Origin of the sequence: Parasutterella secunda, from assembly GCF_016901835.1 — a bacterium.
Taxonomy (GTDB): domain Bacteria; phylum Pseudomonadota; class Gammaproteobacteria; order Burkholderiales; family Burkholderiaceae_F; genus Aphodousia; species Aphodousia faecavium.
This window is the reverse complement of sequence record NZ_JACJKX010000004.1, coordinates 56,618-79,912: the sequence shown is the minus strand read 5'-3', so window position 1 is coordinate 79,912 and position 23,295 is coordinate 56,618. Positions and strand designations below refer to the sequence as shown.

Here is a 23,295-nt window from a genome sequence, read left to right as displayed (position 1 = left end):
GTTCCCTGACTATTGAACCGTTCGGAATGACCGATCATTTCGGACATTTAATTTAGTAGTAGAAAATGACAGAAAAAGAAACCACGAAGAGTTCTTTGGAACGTACCCTTGACTTGACGATTTCGGCTCAACAATTGAAGGCTGATACCGAAACGATCCTTAAGCGCCGCGCTAAGACCGCTAAGGCTCACGGTTTCCGTCCGGGCAAGGTTCCGATGAAGATGGTCCGCGAAATGTACGGCGCTCAAGCTTACATGGACGCCATGAATCACCTGATCGGTCAAGCTTATGAAAAGGCTGTCGAAGAAGCCGGTCTGAAGGTTGCCGGTGCTCCTGAAATCGCCCCGAAGGGTGAAATCAAGGATGACGTTGATCCGCAATTCACCGCTACGGTTGAAGTTTTCCCGGAAGTGGAAACGCCCGATTTGAAAGATGTTGAATTGAAGCGCTTTGTCTGTGAAGTGACGGACACCGAAGTCGAAAAGACTCTCGAGATTATGCGTAAGCAACGTGCTGTCTACGAAGTTGAAGAAGAAGGCGTTGCCGCTGAAGATAAGCGTGTCACGATCAACTTCGTCGGTAAGCTCGACGGTACGCCCTTTGAAGGCGGTACGGCCAATGGTTTTGCCTTTGTGATCGGTGCCGGCCAAATGCTCCCTGACTTTGAAAAGGGTGTCATGGGTATGAAGACGGGTGAAAAGAAGACCTTCGAAATGACCTTCCCGGCTGACTACGTTGAAAAATTGGCCGGTAAGACGGTTGAATTCGAAGTGGAACTCACCAAGATTGAAGTGGCTAAGTTGCCTGAAATTGATGACGAATTCGCTAAGAAGCTCGGCATCAATGACGGTGTCGCTAAGATGCGTGAAGAAATCGCCGCTAACCTCAAGCGCGAAGTGAAGGCTCGTATCACTCAGCAAACCAAAGACGGTGTGATGAATGCTTTGAACGACGCCTGCCATTTCGATCTTCCGAAGGCTTTGGTTGCTGAAGAACAACAAGCTTTGGCTCGCGGCTTCGAACAAAATATGTCCGCTCGCGGCATGGATCCGAAGCAACACAAGGTTCCTGTTGAAATGTTCAAGGAACAAGCCGAACGCCGTGTGCGTTTGGGCTTGCTCGTGAACGCTTTGGTTGAAAAGGAAAACTTGACTCCGACCAAGGAAGAAGTCGAAGCTCACGTGGCTGAATTGGCTGCCAGCTACGAAGATCCGGAAGAAGTCAAGAAGTGGTTCATGGGCGATGCCCGCCGCATGAGCGATGCCCAAGCCTATGTCTTGGAAAACAAGATTACCGAATGGGCTTTGAGCAAGGCTAAGACCACCGAAGAAAAAGTCGAATTCGACAAATTGATGGGTGGTTTGTAATTCGCTTTAGTAAGGATTGAGAAGTTATGGCGATGACTTTTGCAGATATGAACCTTGTGCCGACCGTTGTTGAACAAAGCGGTCGGGGCGAGCGCGCCTTTGACATTTTCTCGCGCTTATTGCGCGATCGTGTGGTCTTTTTAACGGGACCGGTTACCACGGAAAGTGCCAATTTGGTCATCGCCCAACTTCTTTTCCTTGAAAGTGAAGATCCGGATAAAGATATTTCGCTCTACATCAATAGCCCCGGAGGCAGTGTTTACGCCGGTATGGGCATTTATGACACGATGCAGTTCATCAAGCCCGATGTGAGCACGATCTGTGTGGGTATGGCTGCCAGTATGGGTGCGTTCCTCTTGGCAGCCGGCGCCAAGGGCAAACGTTTTGCCTTGCCCAATTCCCGAATCATGATCCATCAACCTTCTGGTGGTTCTCAAGGTATGGCTAGCGATATTGAGATTCAGGCCAAAGAAATTTTGGATTTGAAACTTACGCTCAATACCATTTTGGCCGAACGCACGGGCCAATCGATTGAAACGATTGCTCGTGATACTGACCGTGACAACTACATGAATCCGATTCAAGCCAAACAATACGGTATTATTGACGAGATTTATGTCAAGCGCGGTCAAATGTTGAAGTAAAGCGTTTGAACGATCCGTTTCATCAGGGGAGGCGCTGACCTCCCTTTTCTTAATTAAGGGTTTCAATGTCTGATAAACAAAAACATTGCGCGTTTTGCGGACGCGGTGAAAATGAAGTCGAACACATGGTGAGCGCCAATGGGGTGAGCATCTGCTCGGATTGTGCCCGCATGGCTTTGGAATCCATGACAGGAGAGGCGGTTCAGACCGACTCGGAATCTGAAGAGGGCAAAAAGGAAACTTTCCTTGATAAGCCTTTGCCTAAACCCCATGAGATTTTCGAGCGTCTTGATCAGTATGTGATCGGACAGGATCGTGCCAAAAGAATTTTGTCTGTAGCGGTTTATAACCACTACAAGCGATTGAAACACTTAACAGAAAAAAGTGTTGATGTGGAACTCGCTAAGAGCAATATTTTGCTGATCGGTCCGACCGGTTCCGGTAAAACGCTATTTGCTCAAACCTTAGCTCGCATGCTTGATGTTCCGTTTGCCATTGCCGATGCGACGACGCTCACCGAAGCCGGTTACGTGGGTGAAGACGTTGAAAACGTGGTGTTGAAACTTTTACAAGCTGCTGACGGCGACATTGAACGCGCTCAACGCGGCATCATCTATCTTGACGAACTCGATAAGATTGCCCGTAAGAGCGAAAATCCGTCCATCACGCGTGACGTGTCCGGTGAAGGCGTTCAGCAGGCTTTGTTGAAACTCATTGAAGGTACGCAGGCCAATTTACCTCAACAGGGTGGTCGTAAGAACCCCGGCAAAGCCATGGTGACGGTCGATACCACCAATATTCTCTTTATTTGCGGTGGCGCTTTTGACGGGCTCGATAAGATTATTCAACGTCGTGGGGAGCGTGCCGGTATCGGCTTTGCTGCTCAATTAAAGAGCAAGAACGAAAAGTCCCTTACAGAGCTTTTTGCTCAGGTCGAACCGACCGATTTGGTCAAATACGGTTTGATTCCCGAATTGGTGGGACGTTTACCTGTGATTGCTTCTTTGGAAGAGTTAACCGAAGAAGCGTTGATCAGCATTTTGGTAAAACCCAAAAATGCTCTCATCAAACAGTACGAAGCCCTTTTTGCCATGGAAGGCGTGAAACTGACCGTGACGCAACCTGCGTTGGTAGCGATCGCTAAGAAAGCCATTAAACGTAAGACCGGCGCTCGTGGTCTGCGCAGCATTGTGGAAAGCGTGCTCACCGATGTGATGTACGAAGTTCCGCAATTGGGCGATGTTAAAGAAGTCGTGGTTGATGATCGCGTGATTAACGAATCCGCCAAACCGACCTATGTTCGCTGATGACCGAAGCGCTTTATCTTTATTCTGATGAATTAAAAGCGACGGCAACAGTCGTATCGTGTGAGCCGCTCGAAGACGGTCTTTGGGCGGTTCAACTCGACAAAACGATTTTTCATCCGCAAGGTGGCGGACAGCCGTCTGATATCGGTCATATCAACGGAATGGAAGTTAAAAAGGTTGTCCATACGGCTGAAGGCATCATTCATTGGCTGATGGCGCCGGTTGAGGGGAGTGTTCAACTGACGGTGAACGCTGCCCTTCGATCTCTTAATACTCGGTTGCACTCAGCCGGTCACATTATCGGCCTGGTCGGTGACAGACGCGGCTGGCATGCGACGCGAGGCAACCATTTTCCCGGTGAAGCCCGAGTCATTTCTGAACCGAACGATCCCTCAACAATTGTTTTGCCTGATCCTTTAACGTTTGAAAATGAGGTTAACGGCATTATTGCCCAGGGACTGTGACGCAAGACAGCCGAGGATCATGGATTAAGAACTGTCACCTGGGGAGAACTTGAACCTTATCCCTGTGGCGGCACCCATGTACTCAATACTCGTGATATCGGTACGGTGCATATTTCAAAAATCAAACTGAAAAAAGGTCAAATCTCGGTCTCTTATAGTGTTGACTGAAATTTTGCGTGAACTACACCGTCCTGAAAGGGCGGAGCTTCGCGCGACCCGCTTGAACCGTTCAGGTTCAAGCCTCTCGCCGAGGAACCCGCACCGACGGGTCTGTCCTCGGGGGAACTCTTCAAAAAGGAATCGCTTCCTCTTCCAGCGCACGGCCGTTCCGGCCGTATCGGTGTTTGTCTGATTCTGAGAGCTTAACCCAATGACGTAAGTTTCGCGCTGCGGCTTCATCCCGGTCATGTTCGTGACCACACTGCGTACAGCGCCAGTCACGTTCCTTCAATGTCAAACTCTCTTTCTTGGCCCCACACTCCGGACACCGTTTACTGGACGGGTACCACCGCCCCGCTACGATCAGGTTTTTTCCGACCGCTTTCAACTTGTATCGAAGCGTTCGGTAGAAGTTGCCGATCCCAACATCTGATACCGCTCGAGCCAGATGATGGTTCTTAACCATCCCTTTTAAATTCAGATCTTCAATCACATAGGTTGTCACTTGACTATCGTTGACTAATCTATGAGTGATTTGATCGATCCAGTTCTTGCGGCTATGGCGAATTCTCTCATGAGTGCGGGCTAACTCTTTTCTCACCTTCTCATAGCGTTTTGAGACGGTGACTTCCTTTACTTTTTCTCCTTTTTCATTTTCCTTAACGTTGACGATACGCAGACATCGAGCCAATCGCTTTTGCTGTTTTTTTAGTTGCTCAGAATGTTTTTTCAAAAACGTCGGATTATCGATTTTTTCCGTTCCGCTCTGACTCACAACCGTAAACGCCGTTTTAATGCCGGCATCTATGCCTGCCGTACGTTCAAAATCAATCGTATCCGGTACAACTTCGGGTTGAGCATCATCAACCAGAACACTGACGTAGTACTTGCCTGAGGCTTCCCTGACAACCGTAACGGTTTTAATCGTACCGTTAAAGCGTCTATGTAAGATGGCTTTAATCGGTCCGATTTTGGGTAAAACGATATGACCTTTTGTTCCTATTTCCGGGAATAGAACTTTACAGTTCTGAGGACAGTGAAAAGATTGCCTGCTGCTGTGTTTACTTTTAAAGCGAGGATGCTTTGTTCGTTTTTCAAAGAAATTCACAAAGGCCCGGTCAGCATTGCGGGCTGCCATTTGAAGCGATTGTGAATTGACATCCTTAAGCCATGGGTATTCTTCTTTCAATTTGACCAAACGGACAATGAAATCATTGCACCTCATGGTTTTACCGGTTTGTTTGTAACAATCATCAGCCTCAGAGAGGTAACGATTGAAAACCCAACGGGTGCAACCGAAGTGGCCAATCATAGATTGACGCTGCAAGCTGTTTGGATAGATCCTAAATCGATATGATACAAATGACATGACTGAATCGTATCATAACTAGATCTCAACAATCAATATATTTAAAGCACTTTGTTGATTTATAGCAATCCTTTGGATTGCTGTCTTATATCCACCTCATAAATGGGGTGGTTTTACGACGATGGTGATAAACCTTCTTTTTTTGTATCCGTTTGTCTACCGGCGGTCTCAACGCTAACGAAAGCTGATAGGCTAGACTCAAATTAATGTGATTAGGTTTTTTGGGGTTGAAATTTCTATTTTTATCCCCATATACGCCCTGTAATGGTCTCTATGGTAAGAAAATCAATGACAAAGAACTCTACGAAAAAACAAGCTGTGTTGCCTGTTCTCCCTTTGCGTGACATGGTTATTTTCCCGGGATGCATTCAACCCGTTTACGCGGGCCGTGCAATGAGTCTCGCGGCTATTCAAGCGATGGGCGAAAGCGACCAGATTGTGATTTTGACTCAGAAAAAACCGGATGTGAACGAACCGAAAGAAAGCGATTTGTATGATGTCGGTGTTGTTGCACGTGTGCTGCAACGCATCACGCTTCAAGACGGTTCGGTCAAGCTGTTAATTAATGCTTTGTATCGCGTCAAGGTTGAATGGCTCGATTTTTCTCAAGCCTACATCAGTGCCATGGTTAATCCCTTCCCGACGGTTCGTCCTGATCAACCGTTGGAAGAAGAGGCGTGGTTGAAAGCTTTGATGACTGCGTTTAATAATTTCACGCAGGTCAATACCGCTTTGCCCAAAGATCTGATCAGTCTTTTGAAAAATAAAAATACGCTCGAGGAAACGCTCGATTTGGCTTGCAACTATTTGGATATCTCTGCTCAACAGCGCCAGGAGTTGCTCGAAGAGCCTGATCTGATTCACCGTGTTGAAAAAGTGTTGGCTCGAGTAAGTGAACTCATCGATAAGGTGCAGATTGAAGAAAAGATTCAGCGCCAGGTTAAGCGCCAGATGGACCGCAATCAGCGCGAATACTTCCTCAACGAGCAGATGAAGGCTATTCAAAAGGAACTCGGCCGCGGTGAAGATGAATCGGTTGACATTGATCAGTATGCCGAGAAGATCGCCAAGAGCGGTATGAGTGATGAGGCTCGTGAAAAGTGCGAAGGGGAATTGAAGAAACTTCGCATGATGCCCGCCATGAGTGCAGAAGCGACTGTTGTTCGTGGTTATCTTGATACGCTTTTGGCTCTGCCGTGGACAAAGAAGAGCCGTGTGAGCAAAAACATTAAGGAAGCCAGTGACATTCTCGAAGCCGATCATTATGGACTTGAGAAGGTTAAAGAACGTATTCTGGAATACCTGGCCGTTCAATCTCGAGTCGATAAGGTCAAGGCGCCGATTCTGTGTCTGGTCGGGGCTCCGGGTGTCGGTAAAACAAGTTTGGGACAGTCCATTGCCCGTGCGACCAATCGTAAGTTTGTTCGTATGGCCTTGGGCGGTGTGCGAGATGAAGCTGAAATCCGCGGTCACCGCCGTACGTATATCGGTTCAATGCCCGGCAAGATTATCCAGAGCATCACCAAGGCCGGTGTACGCAACCCGCTCTTTTTATTAGACGAAGTCGATAAGATGGGGATGGATAGCCGAGGCGACCCGGCAAGCGCCCTGTTGGAAGTGCTCGATCCGGAACAAAACAGCACCTTCCAGGACCACTACGTTGAGGTCGACTACGATTTGTCGGATGTGATGTTTGTGGCAACGAGCAATTCGCTGAACATCCCGCAGGCGCTGCTTGATCGTATGGAAGTGATTTTCCTCTCGGGCTATACCGAAGATGAAAAACTCAATATCGCCAAGCGCCACCTGATCCCGAAACAGATGAAGTTAAACGGGCTCAAAGACAAGGAGCTCACGATCGAAGACGAAGCGGTCCTTGACATCATTCGTTATTACACGCGTGAAGCAGGGGTGCGTGGTTTGGAACGTGAAATCAGTAAGATTTGCCGCAAGACCGTGAAAAACGCTTTGATGGCTCAAGGCGCAGAACCGAAAAAACGCGGTTCAAAGAAGAAGGCCATTGAAACCGTTGTGGTCAATTCGGCCAACATTGCCGATTACCTGGGCGTAAGACGCTTCAGTATCGGCCTGGCACAGAAAGAACCCCAGATCGGCCAAGTCAACGGTTTGGCCTGGACTGAAGTCGGTGGCGACCTGCTGCAAATCGAAGCGGCAGTTTTCCCGGGTAAAGGTCAGGTGCAGCGTACGGGTAGCCTCGGTGATGTGATGAAAGAATCCGTTGAAGCTGCGCGCAGTGTGGTGCGGGCTCGCGCTGACAGCTTAGGACTCGATCCGGATATCTTCGGTAAAACCGATTGGCACTTGCACTTCCCCGAAGGGGCAACGCCCAAGGACGGGCCGAGTGCGGGCGGCGCCATTACGACCGCAATGGTCTCGGCGCTCACGAAGATTCCCGTCAGACCCGATGTGGCAATGACCGGTGAAATTACGCTTCACGGTGAAATTCTCGAAATCGGCGGCCTTAAGGAAAAATTGCTTGCAGCCTTGAGAGCAGGCATTAAGACAGTCCTTATCCCGAAAGACAACGTGAAGGATTTACAGGAAATTCCGGAAAACGTGAAAAACGGTTTGGAAATTATTCCTGTCAAATGGATTGATGAAATTTTGCCCATTGCATTGGTCAAAAATCCGATGAAGCGTTTTGAAGCGCTTGAAAGCGGTGTGAAGACCGATGTTATCGCTCAGCCAATCTTAGGTAATCAAACCGGATCGGCTGCATCTTAACCGCTTAATTTTTAGTTAACCGTAAGGGGTGGGTTCGTTCTCACCCCTTTCTTTTATTTTGTGTCGGACGGCAGATTCTCCGATTCCTCATTATTGGCCGTTCAGTATTTGGTACGAATGGACTCAATGAGTCTTTTTTTGCGAAAAAGTTTGTTCTGACCCTTGAATTCAGCCGTTTTGTAGTGTAATATGCGTGCTTCTGTTTGATAGCTGTGGGTGCTTAGCTCAGCTGGTAGAGCGGCGCCCTTACAAGGCGTAGGTCAGGAGTTCGAACCTCTTAGCACCCACCACAGTTTCAGACGCATGCAAGTCTGCCGGAGTGGTAGTTCAGTTGGTTAGAATATCGGCCTGTCACGCCGAGGGTCGCGGGTTCGAGTCCCGTCCACTCCGCCAAGCTTTTTCAAAAAGCGAGTAAACTTGCCTCTTGCGGCTGAAGCAAGTCGTCAAATAATTTGAACAATCCGTTCCAAACAGGGGAGTGGTAGTTCAGTTGGTTAGAATATCGGCCTGTCACGCCGAGGGTCGCGGGTTCGAGTCCCGTCCACTCCGCCAGCTCTGATTGTTCAAAGATGCCTCTTCGGTTTCGGAGTGGTAGTTCAGTTGGTTAGAATATCGGCCTGTCACGCCGAGGGTCGCGGGTTCGAGTCCCGTCCACTCCGCCAACAGCTATCGAAGAAAGCATCAAGCCTCTCAGGTTCGGAGTGGTAGTTCAGTTGGTTAGAATATCGGCCTGTCACGCCGAGGGTCGCGGGTTCGAGTCCCGTCCACTCCGCCAGCCTCTTCTCTTCTTTTTCCTCAATCGCTCAATTTCGTAAAGTTTCGTGTACTTTTCTGGAATTCGTCAGCGCGCTTTGCCCTGAATTGCTAGAATAAACACATTTTTGTGGACTCTCTCCACACTTACCGATTTTTTGTTTTATTTAGGAAATTAGAAATGCTTCAGGCTTTTCGTACGCACAAGCGTTGGATGATGTTTATCGCCATGATTTTCATCATTCCGTCGTTCGTGGTCACGGGTATTTACAGTTATAACCGCATGTCCGACTCGGAAAACGATTTGGCCACTGTGGGTGAGACTTCTATTACGCCCATGGATTTTGATAATGCCAAACGTCAATATTTGGATAATCTGCGTCGTCAATTGGGACAGAGCTTCCGAGCCAATATGCTCGATACGACTGAAGCGCGAGCTTCGATTCTGGCCGCTTTGATCAGTGACCGTGCCGTGTCTCTTGAAATTGCCTCTGAATACGTCAATGTGGGTGAAGCCGACGCCATCAACCTCGTTAAGCAAGCCCCGGCTTTCCAACGTGACGGTAAGTTCTCTACTGAAGCGTATCAACAGTTTTTGAGCAGTATGGGTAAGTCCGATGAACAGTTCGTTTTAGAACTTCGTCGCGATCTCGCCCGTCAGATGCTTCTGTCTTCTGTGTCTCAAACGACGCTTGCCAGCAACACCGTTGCTCAACGCATCCACGATCTTCTCACCGAAGAGCGCACGATCCGCACTTATGAAATTAAGCCTGATCGCTTTATGAAGACTGTGACCGTGACCGATGCTGAAGCCCAAGCCTACTATGATCAAAATAAGGCTCAATTTGCGGTGCCTGAAAGCGTCGATATTGAATATGTCGTGTTGTCTCCCGAAAGCTACAAGAACATTAAAGCCAGTGAAGAAGACATCAAGACCTTCTACGAGCAAAACCTGCAACGCTTCTCTACGCCTGAACAGCGTCGTGCCAGCCACATTCTGATTGCAGTGGATGCGAAGAAAGATGATGCTCAAGCTAAGAAAGAAGCCGACGAGCTCTATAAGCAACTTCAGGCTGAACCCGCCAAGTTTGCCGAATTGGCGAAGACCAAGTCCGCCGATCCCGGCAGCGCCCGTCAAGGCGGAGACTTGGGCTTTTTCCAAAAAGGCATGATGGTTCCGGAATTTGAAAAGGCTGTTTTCTCCGGCAAGAAGGGCGATCTTGTTGCACCGGTGAAGACTCAATTCGGCTACCACATCATCCGCATCGATGACATTAAGGCTGCTCAAGCTAAGCCCTTAAATGATGTTCGAGGTGAAATTGAAGCGCTTTATCAACAGCAGGCTGCAATCCGCGCCTTTGCCGAAGACGCTGAAACATTCTCCAACATGGTTTACGAACAAAGCGAGTCGCTTCAACCCGTTGCAGAACGCTTCGGTCTGAAGATTGAAACGATGAAGGGCGTGACTCGTAACTTTGAGCATCAACTCATTAACCCCAATGTTGTTGAGGCACTCTATAGCTTTGATGTGCTCGAAGATAAACGCAATTCCAACGCCATTGAAGTGGGTACCAATCAACTCTTGTCGGCTCGAGTGGTCACACATAATCGTGAAGCGGTCAAAACGCTTGATCAGGTCAAGGCTGACATTTTGGATCACTTAAAGAATCAAAAGGCGGTGGCTGCTGCTCAGGATCAGGGTAAGGCCGATATTGCCAAGCTCACCGAGAAGAAGGCCTCCGGCAGCGCCTTTGGCGAAAAGGCTGTGATTTCTCGCGAACGTCCCGGTGCTTACGCCTATGAGGTTGTCACTGCTGCGCTCCGTCCGCAAGCCGATAAGCTTCCGGTTTTCACGGGTGTGCAAACGGCTTCGGGCTCTTACTTTGTGATCGAAGTGCAGGCTGCGAAGAAAATTGAGGCAAGCCCTGAACAATTAGCCATGCGTAAGGCTGAACTTGCTCAGCTTTACAGTAACCCTGAACAAACCGCTTTTATCAGCGGCTTAGAGCAGAAGTTCGGTGCCGTTATCCTCAAGGATGAATATAAGCCCGGTTACAAACCGAGCGAAGAAGAACAGCACTAAACTTTAAATGCTGAAGAATTGCCCCGGCTGAGAACCATTCAGACCGGGGCAAAATTTAAGCCCGGGAAATTGAGTTTTCTCGGGCTTTTTAGAAACCGTTTAACGCGAATTAATTTTCTTCGCTTCCCATCGTGCGGGCAATGGCTTCACCGGGACCGTCTTCATCGAGCACAAATTCGCTCTCATCGTAGGGGTCAACCAGATCATCGGGATTGCCGCCCCAACGAAGAATTTCCAGAGCGCGTGCTGCACGATCGCAGATATCCATCGCAACAATGCCGGTATTGCGAGCGCGAACTGCTTCGCCGTGCAACCATACGGCGCCGAGCGTGGCGCTGACGATATCAAACTTTTGAGCAAAGAATGCGCCGATCATGCCGGCTAATACGTCACCGGATCCGGCTGTGGCCAGACAGGCGTTGCCCGTCGGGTTGATCCACGAGCGTGAACTTCTTAAAGTCACAACCGTGCCGGTACCCTTTAAGACCGTAATGGCTCCGGTTTGTAAGGACAACTCACGAGCACTCGTGACGCGATCTTCCTGAATGCTCTTGACATCACGATGCAACATACGAGCGGCTTCACCCGGGTGAGGCGTGATGACTGTGTGAGCTTTACGGGCAAGAACCTCATCTTCAAGCGACTGATCTTGAGAGATCATGGTGAGCGCGTCCGCATCGATAATGAGAGGAACATCAGAGCGCACAGCAGCAACCAGACGCTCTTTGGCCTTTTGGCTGAAACCTAAGCCGCAACCGATCACAATCACGTCAGCGTTTGAAAAATCAACCGGTTCGTCCGTAATCATCAATTCGGGTTGCGCCGGATCATAAAGCGGAGCATTAGGTGCCATGAGTTCAACCGTGACGCTGCCGGCGCCGAGTTTTAATGCGGCACGTGCGGCTAAGAGTGCTGCACCGACCTTGCCTTTGTCGCCGCCGATCACCACGCAGTGACCGTAGGTCCCTTTGTGAGAGTAGTACTTGCGCAACTCAAGAATGTGCTTGAAATCGTCGGTATCAATGAGGCTTAATGAGGAAAGGGGAACGGAGACATCAAGTTCAGATAACGTCACCATGCCGCTTGCATCTTTGCCGTCATTCATGAAGCACCCGGCCTTTGCACTGATAAGGTTAAGCGTCATGTCAGCCACACACCCTTTGATGCCGCCCACCCAATTGCCTTTTTCAGCATCGATGCCGGTCGGCACGTCAAGAGCCATGTGCAGAGCCTGACGTTCGTTAAACCATAAGGCTGCATCAATAAAGTCACCGGAGATGGCTTTCGTAATGCCGACACCTAACATGGCATCAACCACGACATCGGCTTTGGGTGCCATGTAGGGATCATCAATGACTTCGCCGCCTTTTTCAATCCAGTGATTGTAGGCGCGAAGAGCATCAGCGGTCTTTGGCTTTTTCCCGCCGATTGCCACGCAAATAACATGATGGCCGCGGCTCTTGAGGTGGACAGCGGCCGTGTAGCCGTCGCCGCCGTTGTTGCCGTGACCGCAAAGAATCACAATTGTGCTGGCTGCATCACACTGGTCATCAATCCAGTTGGCTGCTACGAAACCGGCCCGATCCATCAACGTGCCTTCGGGCAAAACGTGACTCAATCGGGTCTCCAATTCTCCCAATTCTTCTAAACTTAACAGCGTGGTAGACATGGTCTGAAAGCGCTCCTTAATTAACCGACAATTATTGGCGACATTTTAGTCAAAAACAGGTTTAATGTTTTCGTTCATTCCCAAAGACATTTGAAAATACCTTTACCTAAAGTTAAAAAACAGCTCCGGATTGTCTCGATAAAGTCAAAATCAAGAGGCAGGTACTTATAATAAATTGATTGATTTCTTTTAAATTCTTCTTCGTTACCGAAGACTTTCCTGGGGAAACTATCTGCCATGTCCAACACCGCAACGATGTTTACATTAATGGCCACCAGCGCTTTGTCGGACTTTCGTGCCGAACGTTTGTTAAAGCGTATTCGTGAGTTCGCTCCTGCCGCTCAGGGCATCTCTGCACGTTTTGTGCATTTCGTGAACGCCAAAAGAGCCTTAACTGATGATGAAAGCGCCCGTTTGCAGGCGCTTTTGCATTATGGCTTTGAAACGGCTGATGTTAAAGCCGATGCCACGTTTATGGTGATTCCGCGTTTGGGCACCATCAGTCCTTGGGCCAGTAAAGCGACCGATATTGCTCACAACTGTGGGTTGGATGTGATTGTGAGAGTCGAGCGCGGTACGCTCTATAACGTGGACTTTAACGGCAATACTCCTTCGGCTGAGATTTTGACTCAAGTGGCTGGCGTCTTGCACGATCGCATGACAGAAAGCGTTGTCAAGGCTGACATTGATGCCTCTGAGCTCTTTCTTGAGTTGCCCGGTAAACCCATGGTCACGGTTGATCTTTTGGCACAAGGCCGTCAGGCTTTGGCCGAAGCCAACCTCTCAATGGGTCTGGCCATGAGTGAAGACGAAATCGATTATTTGACCGAGGCCTTTACGAAAGCCAAGCGTAATCCGACAGACGTCGAACTCATGATGTTTGCCCAGGCCAATTCCGAGCACTGCCGCCACAAAATCTTTAACGCCAAGTGGACAATCGACGGTAAGGATGAAGAAAAAACGCTTTTCGGCATGATTCGCGAAACGCATAAGGCACATCCTGACGGCACCATTGTGGCCTACTCTGATAACGCAGCTATTTTCGAAGGCGCAAAAGTGCCGCGTCTGTACCCCAGAACACCCGAAGGAGAATCTTTCGGTCGTGTCTTTACCGAAGAAGAGGAATTGACGCACACGGTCTTTAAGGTTGAAACGCACAACCACCCCACGGCGATTTCGCCCTTCCCGGGCGCTTCGACCGGTTCGGGCGGTGAAATTCGTGACGAAGGGGCTACCGGTCGCGGTGCTCGTCCGAAGGCCGGTCTTTGCGGTTTTACAGTGTCTTCTTTACAGTTGCCTGATGCGCCCCAGGATTGGGAAACGGATAAGGATGTGACGGTTCAAGCCGAACATTGCGATAAGGTTTACGGTAAACCCGGTCGTATCGCCAGTTCGCTCTCGATCATGACGGACGGTCCTTTGGGTGCTGCCGCCTTTAATAACGAATTCGGTCGCCCCAATATTTTGGGTTACTTCCGTGTGTTTGAAAACAATGTGGCCGGAACCCGTTACGGTTACCATAAGCCCATTATGCTTGCGGGCGGTATCGGTAACATCCGCAACGACCAAACTCATAAGACAGCATTGCCCCCGGGAACGCTTTTGATCAGTTTGGGCGGCCCCGGCATGCGTATCGGTTTGGGCGGTGGTGCAGCAAGCTCTATGACGACGGGCTCGAACTCCGAATCGCTTGACTTTGACAGCGTGCAGCGCGGCAATGCCGAAATGGAACGTCGTGCTCAGGAAGTGATCGATCGCTGCTGGGCAAGCGGTGACAAAAACCCCATTTTGGCAATTCACGACGTGGGCGCAGGCGGTCTGTCAAATGCCATGCCCGAATTGGCTGATTTGTCAGGTCATGGCGCCAAGCTCGATCTTACTAAAGTGCCGGTTGAAGAAAGCGGTATGAGCCCGCTTGAAATCTGGTGCAACGAAAGCCAGGAACGTTATTCAATCGCCATTGCGCCCGAATCGCTTGAAACCTTCGATGCGATCTGCAAGCGTGAACGCTGCCCCTATGCTGTCTTAGGTGCTATCAGTGAAGACAATACGCTTGTCGTGACACGCGAAGAAAACGAAACGCCTGCTGTAGATATGCCGATGGAAGTGCTTTTGGGTAAAGCACCTCGCATGCATCGCACGGTGACACACGTCGAACAAACGCTTCCTGAATTTAATCCCAAAGGTATTGATTTGGCTAAAGCGGTTCGCGATGTATTGCGTCACCCGACGGTGGGCAGCAAGAGTTTCCTCATTACGATCGGTGACCGTACGGTGGGCGGTCTTGTTCACCGTGATCAAATGGTGGGCCCCTGGCAAGTGCCGGTGGCTGACGCCGCTGTCACGAATCTGAGCTTTGTGGGCAATCGCGGTGAAGCGATGAGTATGGGCGAAAGAACACCTCTGGCTATTGCCGATTCGGCTGCCGCGAGCCGCATGGCAATCGGTGAAGCGGTTACCAATATCGCAAGCGCCGACATTGAGTTGGGTTTGGTTAAATTGTCTGCTAACTGGATGGCCGCATGCGGCACCGCCGGAGAAGATGCCAAGCTTTACGACGCCGTGCGTGCAGCAAGTACCCTTTGCCAAGAAATGGGATTGGCTATTCCTGTCGGTAAAGACAGTCTCTCGATGAAGACGACTTGGGATGATGCGGGTGAAAAGAAGACCGTCACGTCTCCGGTATCGCTCATTGTTTCCGCTGCAGCGCCTGTGCGTGATGTGCGCTTGTCCCTGACCCCGCAACTTAAAACAGACGTTGAGTCCGTTTTGGTTGCCATTGACTTGGGGTGCGGTAAGAACCGCATGGCTGGCTCCATTCTTTCTCAAGTGACACAGCAGTTCGGTTCCGTTACACCGGATCTCGATGATTCGGAGAAACTTCAAAGCTTTGTGAAGCTTGTTCGCAAACTGACATTGGCCGGTTGCGTCTTGTCCTATCACGATCGCTCTGACGGCGGTCTTTTGGCAACGATTGCCGAAATGATGTTTGCAGGCCACACGGGTGTTCGTATGGACTTAAGCTCCATGGCAGGCAGCGCTGAAGGTAAGGATATTCTTCCTGTGCTCTTTAATGAAGAATTGGGCGCCGTGCTTCAGGTTCGTGCCGACCGGATTGATGAAATCCATGCTGCCGTGACGGCGGCGGGCCTTGCCGATTGCACGCACTTTATCGGTGAATTGACGAGCGATGACAAACTTCATATTGAAGCTCACGACAAGGTACTCTATGAAGGGGATCGTGGAGAGCTTCAAAAGGCCTGGAGCGAAGTGTCCTGGCAGATTGCCCGTATGCGCGACAATCCTGCCTGTGCCGATCAAGAGTATGAACGCTGCACGATGAAAGATGATACGGGACTTTTTGTTCGTACCACCTTTGATACGGAAGAAGACGTGGCAGCACCCTTTATCGCTACGGGCGTACGTCCGAGAATCGCCATTTTGCGTGAGCAGGGTGTGAACAGCCAAACCGAAATGGCCGCAGCCTTTACGCGAGCCGGTTTTGAAGCGGTTGACGTTCACATGACCGATCTTTTGACCGGTCGCAGTGATCTCAAAGACTTCGCCGGTCTTGCCGCTTGCGGCGGGTTCTCCTACGGTGACGTTTTGGGCGCCGGCGGCGGCTGGGCTACCACCATTTTGCGCAATCCCAAGATGGTCGATATGTTCTCCGCCTTCTTTAACCGTCCTGATACATTTGCCTTAGGTATTTGTAACGGTTGCCAGATGATGAGTCACCTGCGTAACATTATTCCCGGAGCAAGCCACTGGCCGCAGTTTGTCCGTAACGACTGCGAACAGTTCGAGGCCCGTTTGGTGCAGGTCGAAGTGATGAAGAGCCCCTCGATCTTCTTTGACGGGATGGCAGGCAGCATGATGCCGATTGTGAATTCTCACGGTGAAGGTCATGTTCAATGGCTCAAGCCCGAAGACGCACAACTGGCTACATTGGCTGCGCGCTACGTGGATCCGGCAGGACGCCCCACGGAAGTGTATCCGTTTAATCCCAACGGGTCTGCTGACGGCATCACCGGCGTGACCACACCGGACGGTCGTTTCACGATCATGATGCCGCACCCGGAACGTACGCACCGCACGGTACAAATGAGCTGGGCACCGGATACTCTGGGTGAGTTCAGCCCCTGGATGCGTATGTTCAGAAACGCGAGAAAATTTGTCGGATAACGATTTCAGTTAAGTTATCGGATTAATTTCGGCCCTTGCTCTCTAAAACAGACGCAAGGGCTTTTTAATTGCTTAAAGGAAATGTGATGCCTTTTGATCTTTGGGTGAGTTTTACGATTGCGGCAGCTGTCTTGGCTGTGGCGCCAGGTCCTGACAATCTATTTGTTTTGCTGCAATCTGCGATGTACGGTGCTCGGGCCGGTATTTTTGTGACGCTTGGCCTATGTGTCGGCGTTTTTATTCAAACGATGTTGGCCGCATTCGGTGTGGCAGCGATCGTTGCCGCTTCTCCCACGCTTTTGATGATTATTCAGTTTGCGGGGGCCGCTTATCTTCTTTATTTGGCTTGGGGCGCCTGGCGGGCACCGGTGGGGAGTAGCGATGCACAATCCGAGAAAAAGTACCCGAGACTCACCAATTTTCAATTGTGGCGCCGAGGGATACTCATGAATATCACCAACCCCAAAGTACTCATTTTCTTTTTAGCGTTTTTCCCACAATTTATTGTTAAAGGGGCTACTGAAAACCAGGTCATGGTGCAGATGCACATTATGGGATTGACCTTTTTGGTCTGCACTTTGGTGGTTTTCAGTGCCATTGCCTGGTGTGCAGGAACGCTGGCAGACCGATTGCGCAGTCCGAAAGTTCAGAATATCCTTAATAAGACAAGTTCGGTGATTTTCACGTTACTTGCCGTTTCGACTCTGCTTTGGAAAGCCAATTAATTAAATCATCATGACTGAAGCCCGCAAACAAGACATTTTGCTCATTACTTTATTGGGTACTGCCCATGGGCTCTCGCATTATTTTCACTTAATCATTCCGCCCTTATTCCCATGGATCATGCCCGAATTCGGTACCTCCTTTGCCGAAATGGGCGCTGTGATGACGGTCTTTTTTATTACGAGTTCCCTGGGGCAGGCCGTAAGCGGCATCGTGGTGGATAAGCTTGGTCCCAGAGTGTGTCTTTATGGTGGCGTGAGCCTCTTGATGATTGCGGGGTTTTTGTTCAGCTTTGCACAAAACTATTGGTGGTTTTTCCCGGTTGCGGCCTGCGCGGGGCTCGGTAACAGCGTTTTCCATCCGACAGACTTTTCCATTATCAATCGCTGTATTTCAAGTGAACGGTTACCTTTTGCATTCTCGATTCACTTTCTGGTGGGTAACGTCGGTTGGGCATTGGCGCCGATCATTATGGTCGGTGTTGCAAGCTTTACCGGTAGCTGGCGTCTGGCTGCAGCAACCGCAGGATTAATGGCCTTGCTGGTTCTCATTGCTTTGGTTTCCCATAACGCATTTTTTGACAAAATCCTCACCGAAGGCAAAGGCCTGACCCCTGAAGAGAAAAAGGCCGATGAAAAAGCCGATGTGGGCTTCGGTTTCCTTAAGCTCCTTGTTGTGTGGCTTTGTTTCCTGTTCTTCTTTTGCAATTCCTTTGCTTTGGGAATTTTGCAAAATTTTGCCCCGTCTATCTTTAATGCTACCTACCATGTCGGGCTTGAAATCGCTACAGGGGGGCTGACCGCATACATGATCGGATCGATTGTGGGCGCAGTGCTCGGTGCGTACGTTGCTAAAGCCTTTAAGCGAAGTGATTATGTGATCGCTGCCAGCATGTCGCTTTCTGCGCTGATGGCCATTCTTTTAGCATCTCAGTGGTTCGGAGCGTGGTGCGTCTTACCCCTTATGGCTGTCATGGGGTTCGGTGTCGGTGTGGCGACTCCCTCACGAGATATTCTCATTCGCGGTGCATGCATGACGTTTTTAAATTCGAAAAGTTTGGGTCGCGTCTACGGTTTCACCTATTGCGGTATGGATGTCGGCCAAACACTGGCACCGCTTATAGCCGGACCCTTACTCGATGCCGGGTTCTTCTCACTTGCACTCATTTTGGTGGGTATATTCCAAACCGGTGCGTTACTGACAGCATTGGGCGTGGGACAACAAAAAGAAAAGGCACACTAAGTTTTATTAACTGAGCAAATCTTTGAAGGTATGAAAAAGGGGAGTCGATCGGTCTCCCCTTAACATTCAGTGTAACAATCGGATTACTTACCGACTTTGATGTTGGCCTTTTGGAAAAGTTCCTGAATGTTTTGTTGAACCTTCGTTTGAACCAACATGTTGCGATAGTGATCCTTGCTCTTATCGTAGGTCGGGAAGAGCTGAGCCTTACGGGAATCATCCACGCGAATGATGTAGTAGCCGCCGTTGGCGCGAACCGGTACTTCGGTGTAATCGCCGTCATCCAAGGAACGAATGGCTAAGCCCACCAATTGCGGGAAATTGGCTGAAGACGTCCAGTTATCGATCTGACCGCCCTTATCCTTCGTGCCGGTATCGACAGAGTACTTCTTTGCGACATCGGCAAACTTGTCACCGTCTTTGAGCGCATCGGTGACCTTCTTGGCATCGGCTTCGGTCTTCACGGCAATGACGCTCACCTTGTATTCCTTATCGCCATAGGCTTTCTTTTGTTCTTCGTAGAACTTCTTCACGTCGGCATCCTTCACGGGATTTTTCTTCGCGAAGTCAGCGATCAAAGCGTTGATTAAGACGCTGTCGCGGGCGTTATTGATGGCATCACGAACCTCAGCACGGTTGGCGAGCTTTTGGCGATTGGCTTCTTGCAGCAGGACTTCTTTTTGAATCAACTGATTGCGGACCTGCATTTCCAATTCAGGCGTACGCTTTTGACCGTTTTTAACAATCTGTTGAATGATTTTTTCCTGAGCTTGAGCGGAAATCGTCTTGCCGTTGACGGTGACGGCAGACGGTGCCGCCAGGGCCAAAGTGGAGGCCAGGGCCAAGGACAAACCGACGACTAAAGCTTTGTGTTGCATAACTATCCTCTATAACAAAGAGTGATTAATGGTTGATTTTTGTATTTTGCGCCTCTTCAGCGTATTTGGCGACATAGAATCCCAGCCCAATTGTAAACAGAAGTGTCAGGCCCAAAAGCCCGAAGAGCTTGAAGTCTACCCAAATGTCCATACTGAAACTGTAGGCGACAAAAAGGTTGATAAAACCGATGGCCACTAAAAAGACGAGACAGAAGTTCTCGACTTTTCGCCAGGCAAAGTCGGGCATTGTGATGCCAGTGAAAACCGTTTTGATGTAATCCTTTTTACCGAATCGACCGAAAAGAAGAATGGCGGCAAAAAGCCAGTAAAGCAGGGTGGGCTTCCATTGAATGAAAGCGGGATCTTGGAAAGCGATGGTCATGCCACCGAATAAAACCACCAAAACTGTTGAAAAAACAGCCATTTTGGAGGGTTTTTGACCTTTGATGAAAAGAAAGCCCATCTGAAGAAGGCTTGCAATGATGATAACGGCCGTGGCTGAGACAATCGGAATCAGATCGGGGGTGACCGGAAAAATGGGGGTAAGTTCAGCGGTGTAGGATCCTGCTAATTTAAACGTAATGAAAAAACAGATGACGGGGAGCAGATCAAAAAAGGCCTTCACGGTAACTCTTATTTATTAATTAGGGGATGAAAAATTTTTGCCACTATAGCGCAAAGCATGACTTCGTGCGTAAATCGCAATACTTCGATACACTTTGTCGGGTTTCTTCCAAATCTAGTGGGTTACACTCTGACAGCGTTCCTTTTACTGAAGCGAAGGAAGAAAAAATATGAATAAGAACATGAAATGGCTCACTGCTGCAGGAATCGTTGTGGTTTGCGCAGTGGGTTATACATTTTGGAATAAGGATGCGAACACTCCTATGACAGAAACAGCTCAAGTCGTTCAAAATATTCAATCGGCTCAAAAGATCGTGACCGTTGAAGGCGTAACGGAATACCGTCTTGCCAATGGCCTTAAAGTGTTGCTTTTCCCGGATTCAAGCAAACCCACGATTACCGTGAACATGACTTACCTCGTGGGCTCTCGCCATGAAGGCTATGGTGAGACGGGGATGGCGCACCTGCTTGAGCACTTAATGTTTAAGGGCTCGAAAAATTACCCAGAACCCACTAAAGAATTTACCCGCCGCGGCTTTAAGATGAATGGCTCGACGTGGCTTGACCGCACGAATTACTTTGTCTCCTTCAATGCCGTCGATGACAACCTTGATTGGGCTTTAGGGTGGAGCGCTGATGCCATGACCAACTCCTTTATCGCTCAAAAGGATTTGGACACGGAAATGACTGTTGTGCGCAATGAATTTGAAATGGGAGAAAACAATCCCGTAAGTGTTCTTTTAAAGCGCATGCAATCTGTGCTCTTTGACTGGCACAACTATGGCAACAGCACGATCGGTGCCCGAAGCGATATTGAAAACGTCAAAATTGAAAACCTTCAGGCGTTCTACCGTAAGTACTATCAACCCGATAATGCCGTGCTGATGGTCTCAGGCAAATTTGATGAAGCAGAGACCCTTCAAAAGATCGAACGTATTTTCGGAGCCATTCCGAAGCCCACGCGTGTTTTGCAAAAAGAGTGGACCGAAGAGCCCGTGGCTGACGGTCCGCGTACTTTTGAAATCCGTCGTGCAGGTGAAATGACCGTGGTGGCCGTGGGTTATCGCATTCCCGCAGCGCTTCACCCGGATGCTCAGCTCATTAATTTAGGTGCGGATGTATTGGGTGATACGCCTCGCGGACGGTTGCACAAAGCGATGGTGGAGACGGGATTGGCTACTCAGGTTTTTGCCTGGCCCATGCCCGCGCACGATCCGGGTTTGGCCATGTTTGGTGCCATGTTGCCTAAGGGCGGGGATATTGAAAAAGCCAAACAGGTGCTCATTGAAACAGTTGAGGGTACTTTTGATAAGGAAGCATTGAAGGCTGAAGACTTGGGTCTCATGGCTCGAGAAGAAAAGACGCTTTATGAAAGAACGTTTGCGGATCCCGAAACGTTCGGCGTAGATGTGTCGGACTTTATCGCATTGGGTGATTGGCGCCTTTTCTTTGTACATCGTGACAGCTGGGAGAAAATGACGCCCGAAGATGTGATGGCTGCCTGGAAACGCTACTTTGTGCGAGATAATCGAGTGGTGGGTACTTTTATCCCGGATAACAACCCGCAACGTGCACAAATGAGTCCCGCGCCGACTTTAGACGAAGTGCTCTCTCAACACCAATTTAAAGAACAGGGACAAGAGGCTGAAGTCTTTGATTCGACTCCTGCTAATTTAAATGCCCGTACGGAACGCTTGGCAATCGGGGATGTTAATGTCGCACTATTGCCCAAGAAAACCCGTGGGGAAACGGTGGTTGTGCGTGCACAGTTCCGCTATGGCAACCCTGAGTCTCGTCAAAATAAGCGTGCGGTATCGGCTTTGATGAGTGCGATGCTCGAACGTGGCACTCAAACCATGACGCGTGAACAGATTAACGATGCCTTTACTAAACTTCAGGTTGAAGGTGATATCGGGCAATTCACAACGACACGTGAACATCTGCCTGAGGCACTCAATCTCATTGCCGAGCTTTGGACCGAATCTTCAATGCCCACCAAGGACTTTGAAGAATTAAAGGCTGAATTTATCACTGATGTGCAGTCGAGGATGGACGATCCTCGAATCATGGCGCGCGATGCCATTACCGAACACTTTAATCACTACCCGAAGGGCGATCCGCGGTACCGCTTAACGAGTAAAGAATTAAAAGAAGCGGTTGAAGCCGCAACCCTTGAAGATGTTAAAGCCTTTTACGATCAACAGTTCGGTATCGGCCGCGGAGAAATCTCTATTGTCGGTGACTTTGATGCAGAAAGCGTGAAAGCTCAGCTTCAAACGATTCTGACAAAGAAAGCCTCTCACGTTGCCTATGAGCGTATTGTGAGAGAGCATTTTGATACGCCCGCAACTCGCATCATTATCGATACACCTGATAAAGAAAATGCGACGATCGTCGCGCGCTTTGACTTTGCCCAGAATAAGAATGATCCGGATTCAGATGCCATGCTTGTTGCGAACTGGATTTTCGGAGGAAGCACGGGGCTCTCCAATCGTCTGATGCTTCGTTTACGTCAAAAAGACGGTTTAAGTTACGGCGCGGGCAGCAACGTCAATATTCCGGCTTTCGGCAATGCCGCTAGTTGGACGATGCAGGCTATTTTGGCCCCGCAAAATCTTCGAAAAGCGGAAATTGCCCTCTATGAAGAAATCGATCGTGTCCTAAAAGACGGTTTTACCCAACAAGAGTTGGATGAAGCCAAGAAAGGCTTTATTGAATACCGTGCCGTCAACCGTAGCCAGGACAATCTCATTGCCTACCATTGGTGCAATATGATGAATGAAGGCGTGGATTGGACTGAGGCTGCCCAGCGTGACGAAAACGTTAGAAAACTCACGCTCGAGGACGTCAATGCCGCTTTCAGAAAGATGGTCAATCGCAACGGCTTGACGGTTGTGTTGGCAGGGGATCAGAAGAAGGCGATGAGCCAAGAATAATTTTTGAACAATTCTGTTAATAATTATTGGGGCCGGTGGGTAAAACTACCGGCCTTATTTTGTGTATTTGTCGACTAATTTTCCGTTATTTAGTGTTGCTTTTATGATGAAACAGAATTTGAAGTAATGAGAAAAATAGGCTAATAA

The 23,295-nt window shown here is 49.4% G+C and carries 14 protein-coding genes, 5 tRNA genes and 1 pseudogene; 16 read left to right on the top strand and 4 right to left on the bottom strand.

Going from position 1 to position 23,295, the window contains the following annotated elements:
• Positions 1-65: 65 nt before the first annotated feature.
• From tig to H5985_RS09635, 5 genes and pseudogenes are all read left to right on the top strand, one after another.
• The gene (gene tig / locus H5985_RS03490) at positions 66-1,367 is read left to right on the top strand and encodes a trigger factor (protein WP_205049924.1); all 1,302 of its coding nucleotides are present in this window, start codon (positions 66-68) and stop codon (positions 1,365-1,367) included.
• A 26-nt stretch (positions 1,368-1,393) separates the two neighbouring features.
• Positions 1,394-2,011 (top strand): ATP-dependent Clp endopeptidase proteolytic subunit ClpP, encoded by a 618-nt coding sequence (clpP, locus tag H5985_RS03485; protein WP_275096164.1) that lies wholly within the window; start codon positions 1,394-1,396, stop codon positions 2,009-2,011.
• A gap of 65 nt (positions 2,012-2,076) precedes the next feature.
• The gene (gene clpX, locus H5985_RS03480; RefSeq protein WP_205049923.1) at positions 2,077-3,318 is read left to right on the top strand and encodes an ATP-dependent Clp protease ATP-binding subunit ClpX; all 1,242 of its coding nucleotides are present in this window, start codon (positions 2,077-2,079) and stop codon (positions 3,316-3,318) included.
• Positions 3,318-3,782, top strand: a complete 465-nt coding sequence (locus H5985_RS03475) for an alanyl-tRNA editing protein (protein WP_205049922.1) — start codon at positions 3,318-3,320, stop codon at positions 3,780-3,782. Before clpX ends, H5985_RS03475 begins: the two co-directional genes overlap by 1 nt.
• Positions 3,783-3,818: 36 nt before the next feature.
• Positions 3,819-3,950 (top strand): annotated as a pseudogene (locus tag H5985_RS09635) (alanyl-tRNA editing protein); the annotation flags it as partial.
• Positions 3,951-4,071: 121 nt separating this feature from the next.
• Here H5985_RS09635 and H5985_RS03465 read toward each other — a convergent pair.
• Positions 4,072-5,310, bottom strand: coding sequence for an RNA-guided endonuclease InsQ/TnpB family protein (locus H5985_RS03465; RefSeq protein WP_275096161.1), 1,239 nt, complete (start codon positions 5,308-5,310; stop codon positions 4,072-4,074).
• Between the two features lie 288 nt (positions 5,311-5,598).
• Between H5985_RS03465 and lon the strand changes: the two genes are divergently transcribed.
• From lon to H5985_RS03430, 7 genes are all read left to right on the top strand, one after another.
• Complete coding sequence (lon, locus tag H5985_RS03460; protein WP_205049920.1) at positions 5,599-8,055, top strand: endopeptidase La; 2,457 nt, start codon at positions 5,599-5,601, stop codon at positions 8,053-8,055.
• Positions 8,056-8,269: 214 nt separating this feature from the next.
• Positions 8,270-8,345, top strand: a tRNA-Val gene (locus H5985_RS03455).
• 26 nt (positions 8,346-8,371) lie between these two features.
• Positions 8,372-8,448, top strand: a tRNA-Asp gene (locus tag H5985_RS03450).
• Between the two features lie 82 nt (positions 8,449-8,530).
• Positions 8,531-8,607, top strand: a tRNA-Asp gene (locus H5985_RS03445).
• 33 nt (positions 8,608-8,640) lie between these two features.
• Positions 8,641-8,717 (top strand) — tRNA-Asp (locus H5985_RS03440).
• 36 nt (positions 8,718-8,753) lie between these two features.
• Positions 8,754-8,830 (top strand) — tRNA-Asp (locus tag H5985_RS03435).
• 159 nt (positions 8,831-8,989) lie between these two features.
• Positions 8,990-10,891, top strand: coding sequence for a SurA N-terminal domain-containing protein (locus H5985_RS03430; RefSeq protein ID WP_205049919.1), 1,902 nt, complete (start codon positions 8,990-8,992; stop codon positions 10,889-10,891).
• A 109-nt stretch (positions 10,892-11,000) separates the two neighbouring features.
• Here H5985_RS03430 and H5985_RS03425 read toward each other — a convergent pair whose 3' ends face one another.
• On the bottom strand, positions 11,001-12,560 hold the full coding sequence (locus tag H5985_RS03425) for an NAD(P)H-hydrate dehydratase (RefSeq protein WP_205049918.1): 1,560 nt from the start codon (positions 12,558-12,560) through the stop codon (positions 11,001-11,003).
• A gap of 237 nt (positions 12,561-12,797) precedes the next feature.
• Here H5985_RS03425 and purL point away from each other — a divergent pair, with 237 nt between their 5' ends.
• From purL to H5985_RS03410, 3 genes are all read left to right on the top strand, one after another.
• A complete protein-coding gene (gene purL, locus H5985_RS03420) occupies positions 12,798-16,745 on the top strand; it encodes a phosphoribosylformylglycinamidine synthase (protein WP_239481589.1) in 3,948 nt (1,315 codons plus the stop codon).
• Between the two features lie 86 nt (positions 16,746-16,831).
• The gene (locus H5985_RS03415) at positions 16,832-17,470 is read left to right on the top strand and encodes a LysE family translocator (protein ID WP_205049917.1); all 639 of its coding nucleotides are present in this window, start codon (positions 16,832-16,834) and stop codon (positions 17,468-17,470) included.
• Between the two features lie 10 nt (positions 17,471-17,480).
• Positions 17,481-18,710: an MFS transporter gene (locus H5985_RS03410; protein ID WP_205049916.1), complete on the top strand. Its 1,230-nt coding sequence runs from the start codon at positions 17,481-17,483 to the stop codon at positions 18,708-18,710.
• An 83-nt stretch (positions 18,711-18,793) separates the two neighbouring features.
• On the opposite strand, the gene H5985_RS03405 is transcribed toward H5985_RS03410, so the two are convergent.
• The gene (locus H5985_RS03405; protein WP_205049915.1) at positions 18,794-19,588 is read right to left on the bottom strand and encodes a peptidylprolyl isomerase; all 795 of its coding nucleotides are present in this window, start codon (positions 19,586-19,588) and stop codon (positions 18,794-18,796) included.
• A gap of 25 nt (positions 19,589-19,613) precedes the next feature.
• Positions 19,614-20,213: a septation protein IspZ gene (locus H5985_RS03400; RefSeq protein WP_205049914.1), complete on the bottom strand. Its 600-nt coding sequence runs from the start codon at positions 20,211-20,213 to the stop codon at positions 19,614-19,616.
• Between the two features lie 169 nt (positions 20,214-20,382).
• On the opposite strand from H5985_RS03400, the gene H5985_RS03395 reads away from it, so the two are divergent.
• Entirely contained in the window at positions 20,383-23,148 is a 2,766-nt protein-coding gene (locus tag H5985_RS03395) for a M16 family metallopeptidase (protein WP_239481587.1), read from the top strand.
• Positions 23,149-23,295 lie beyond the last annotated feature (147 nt).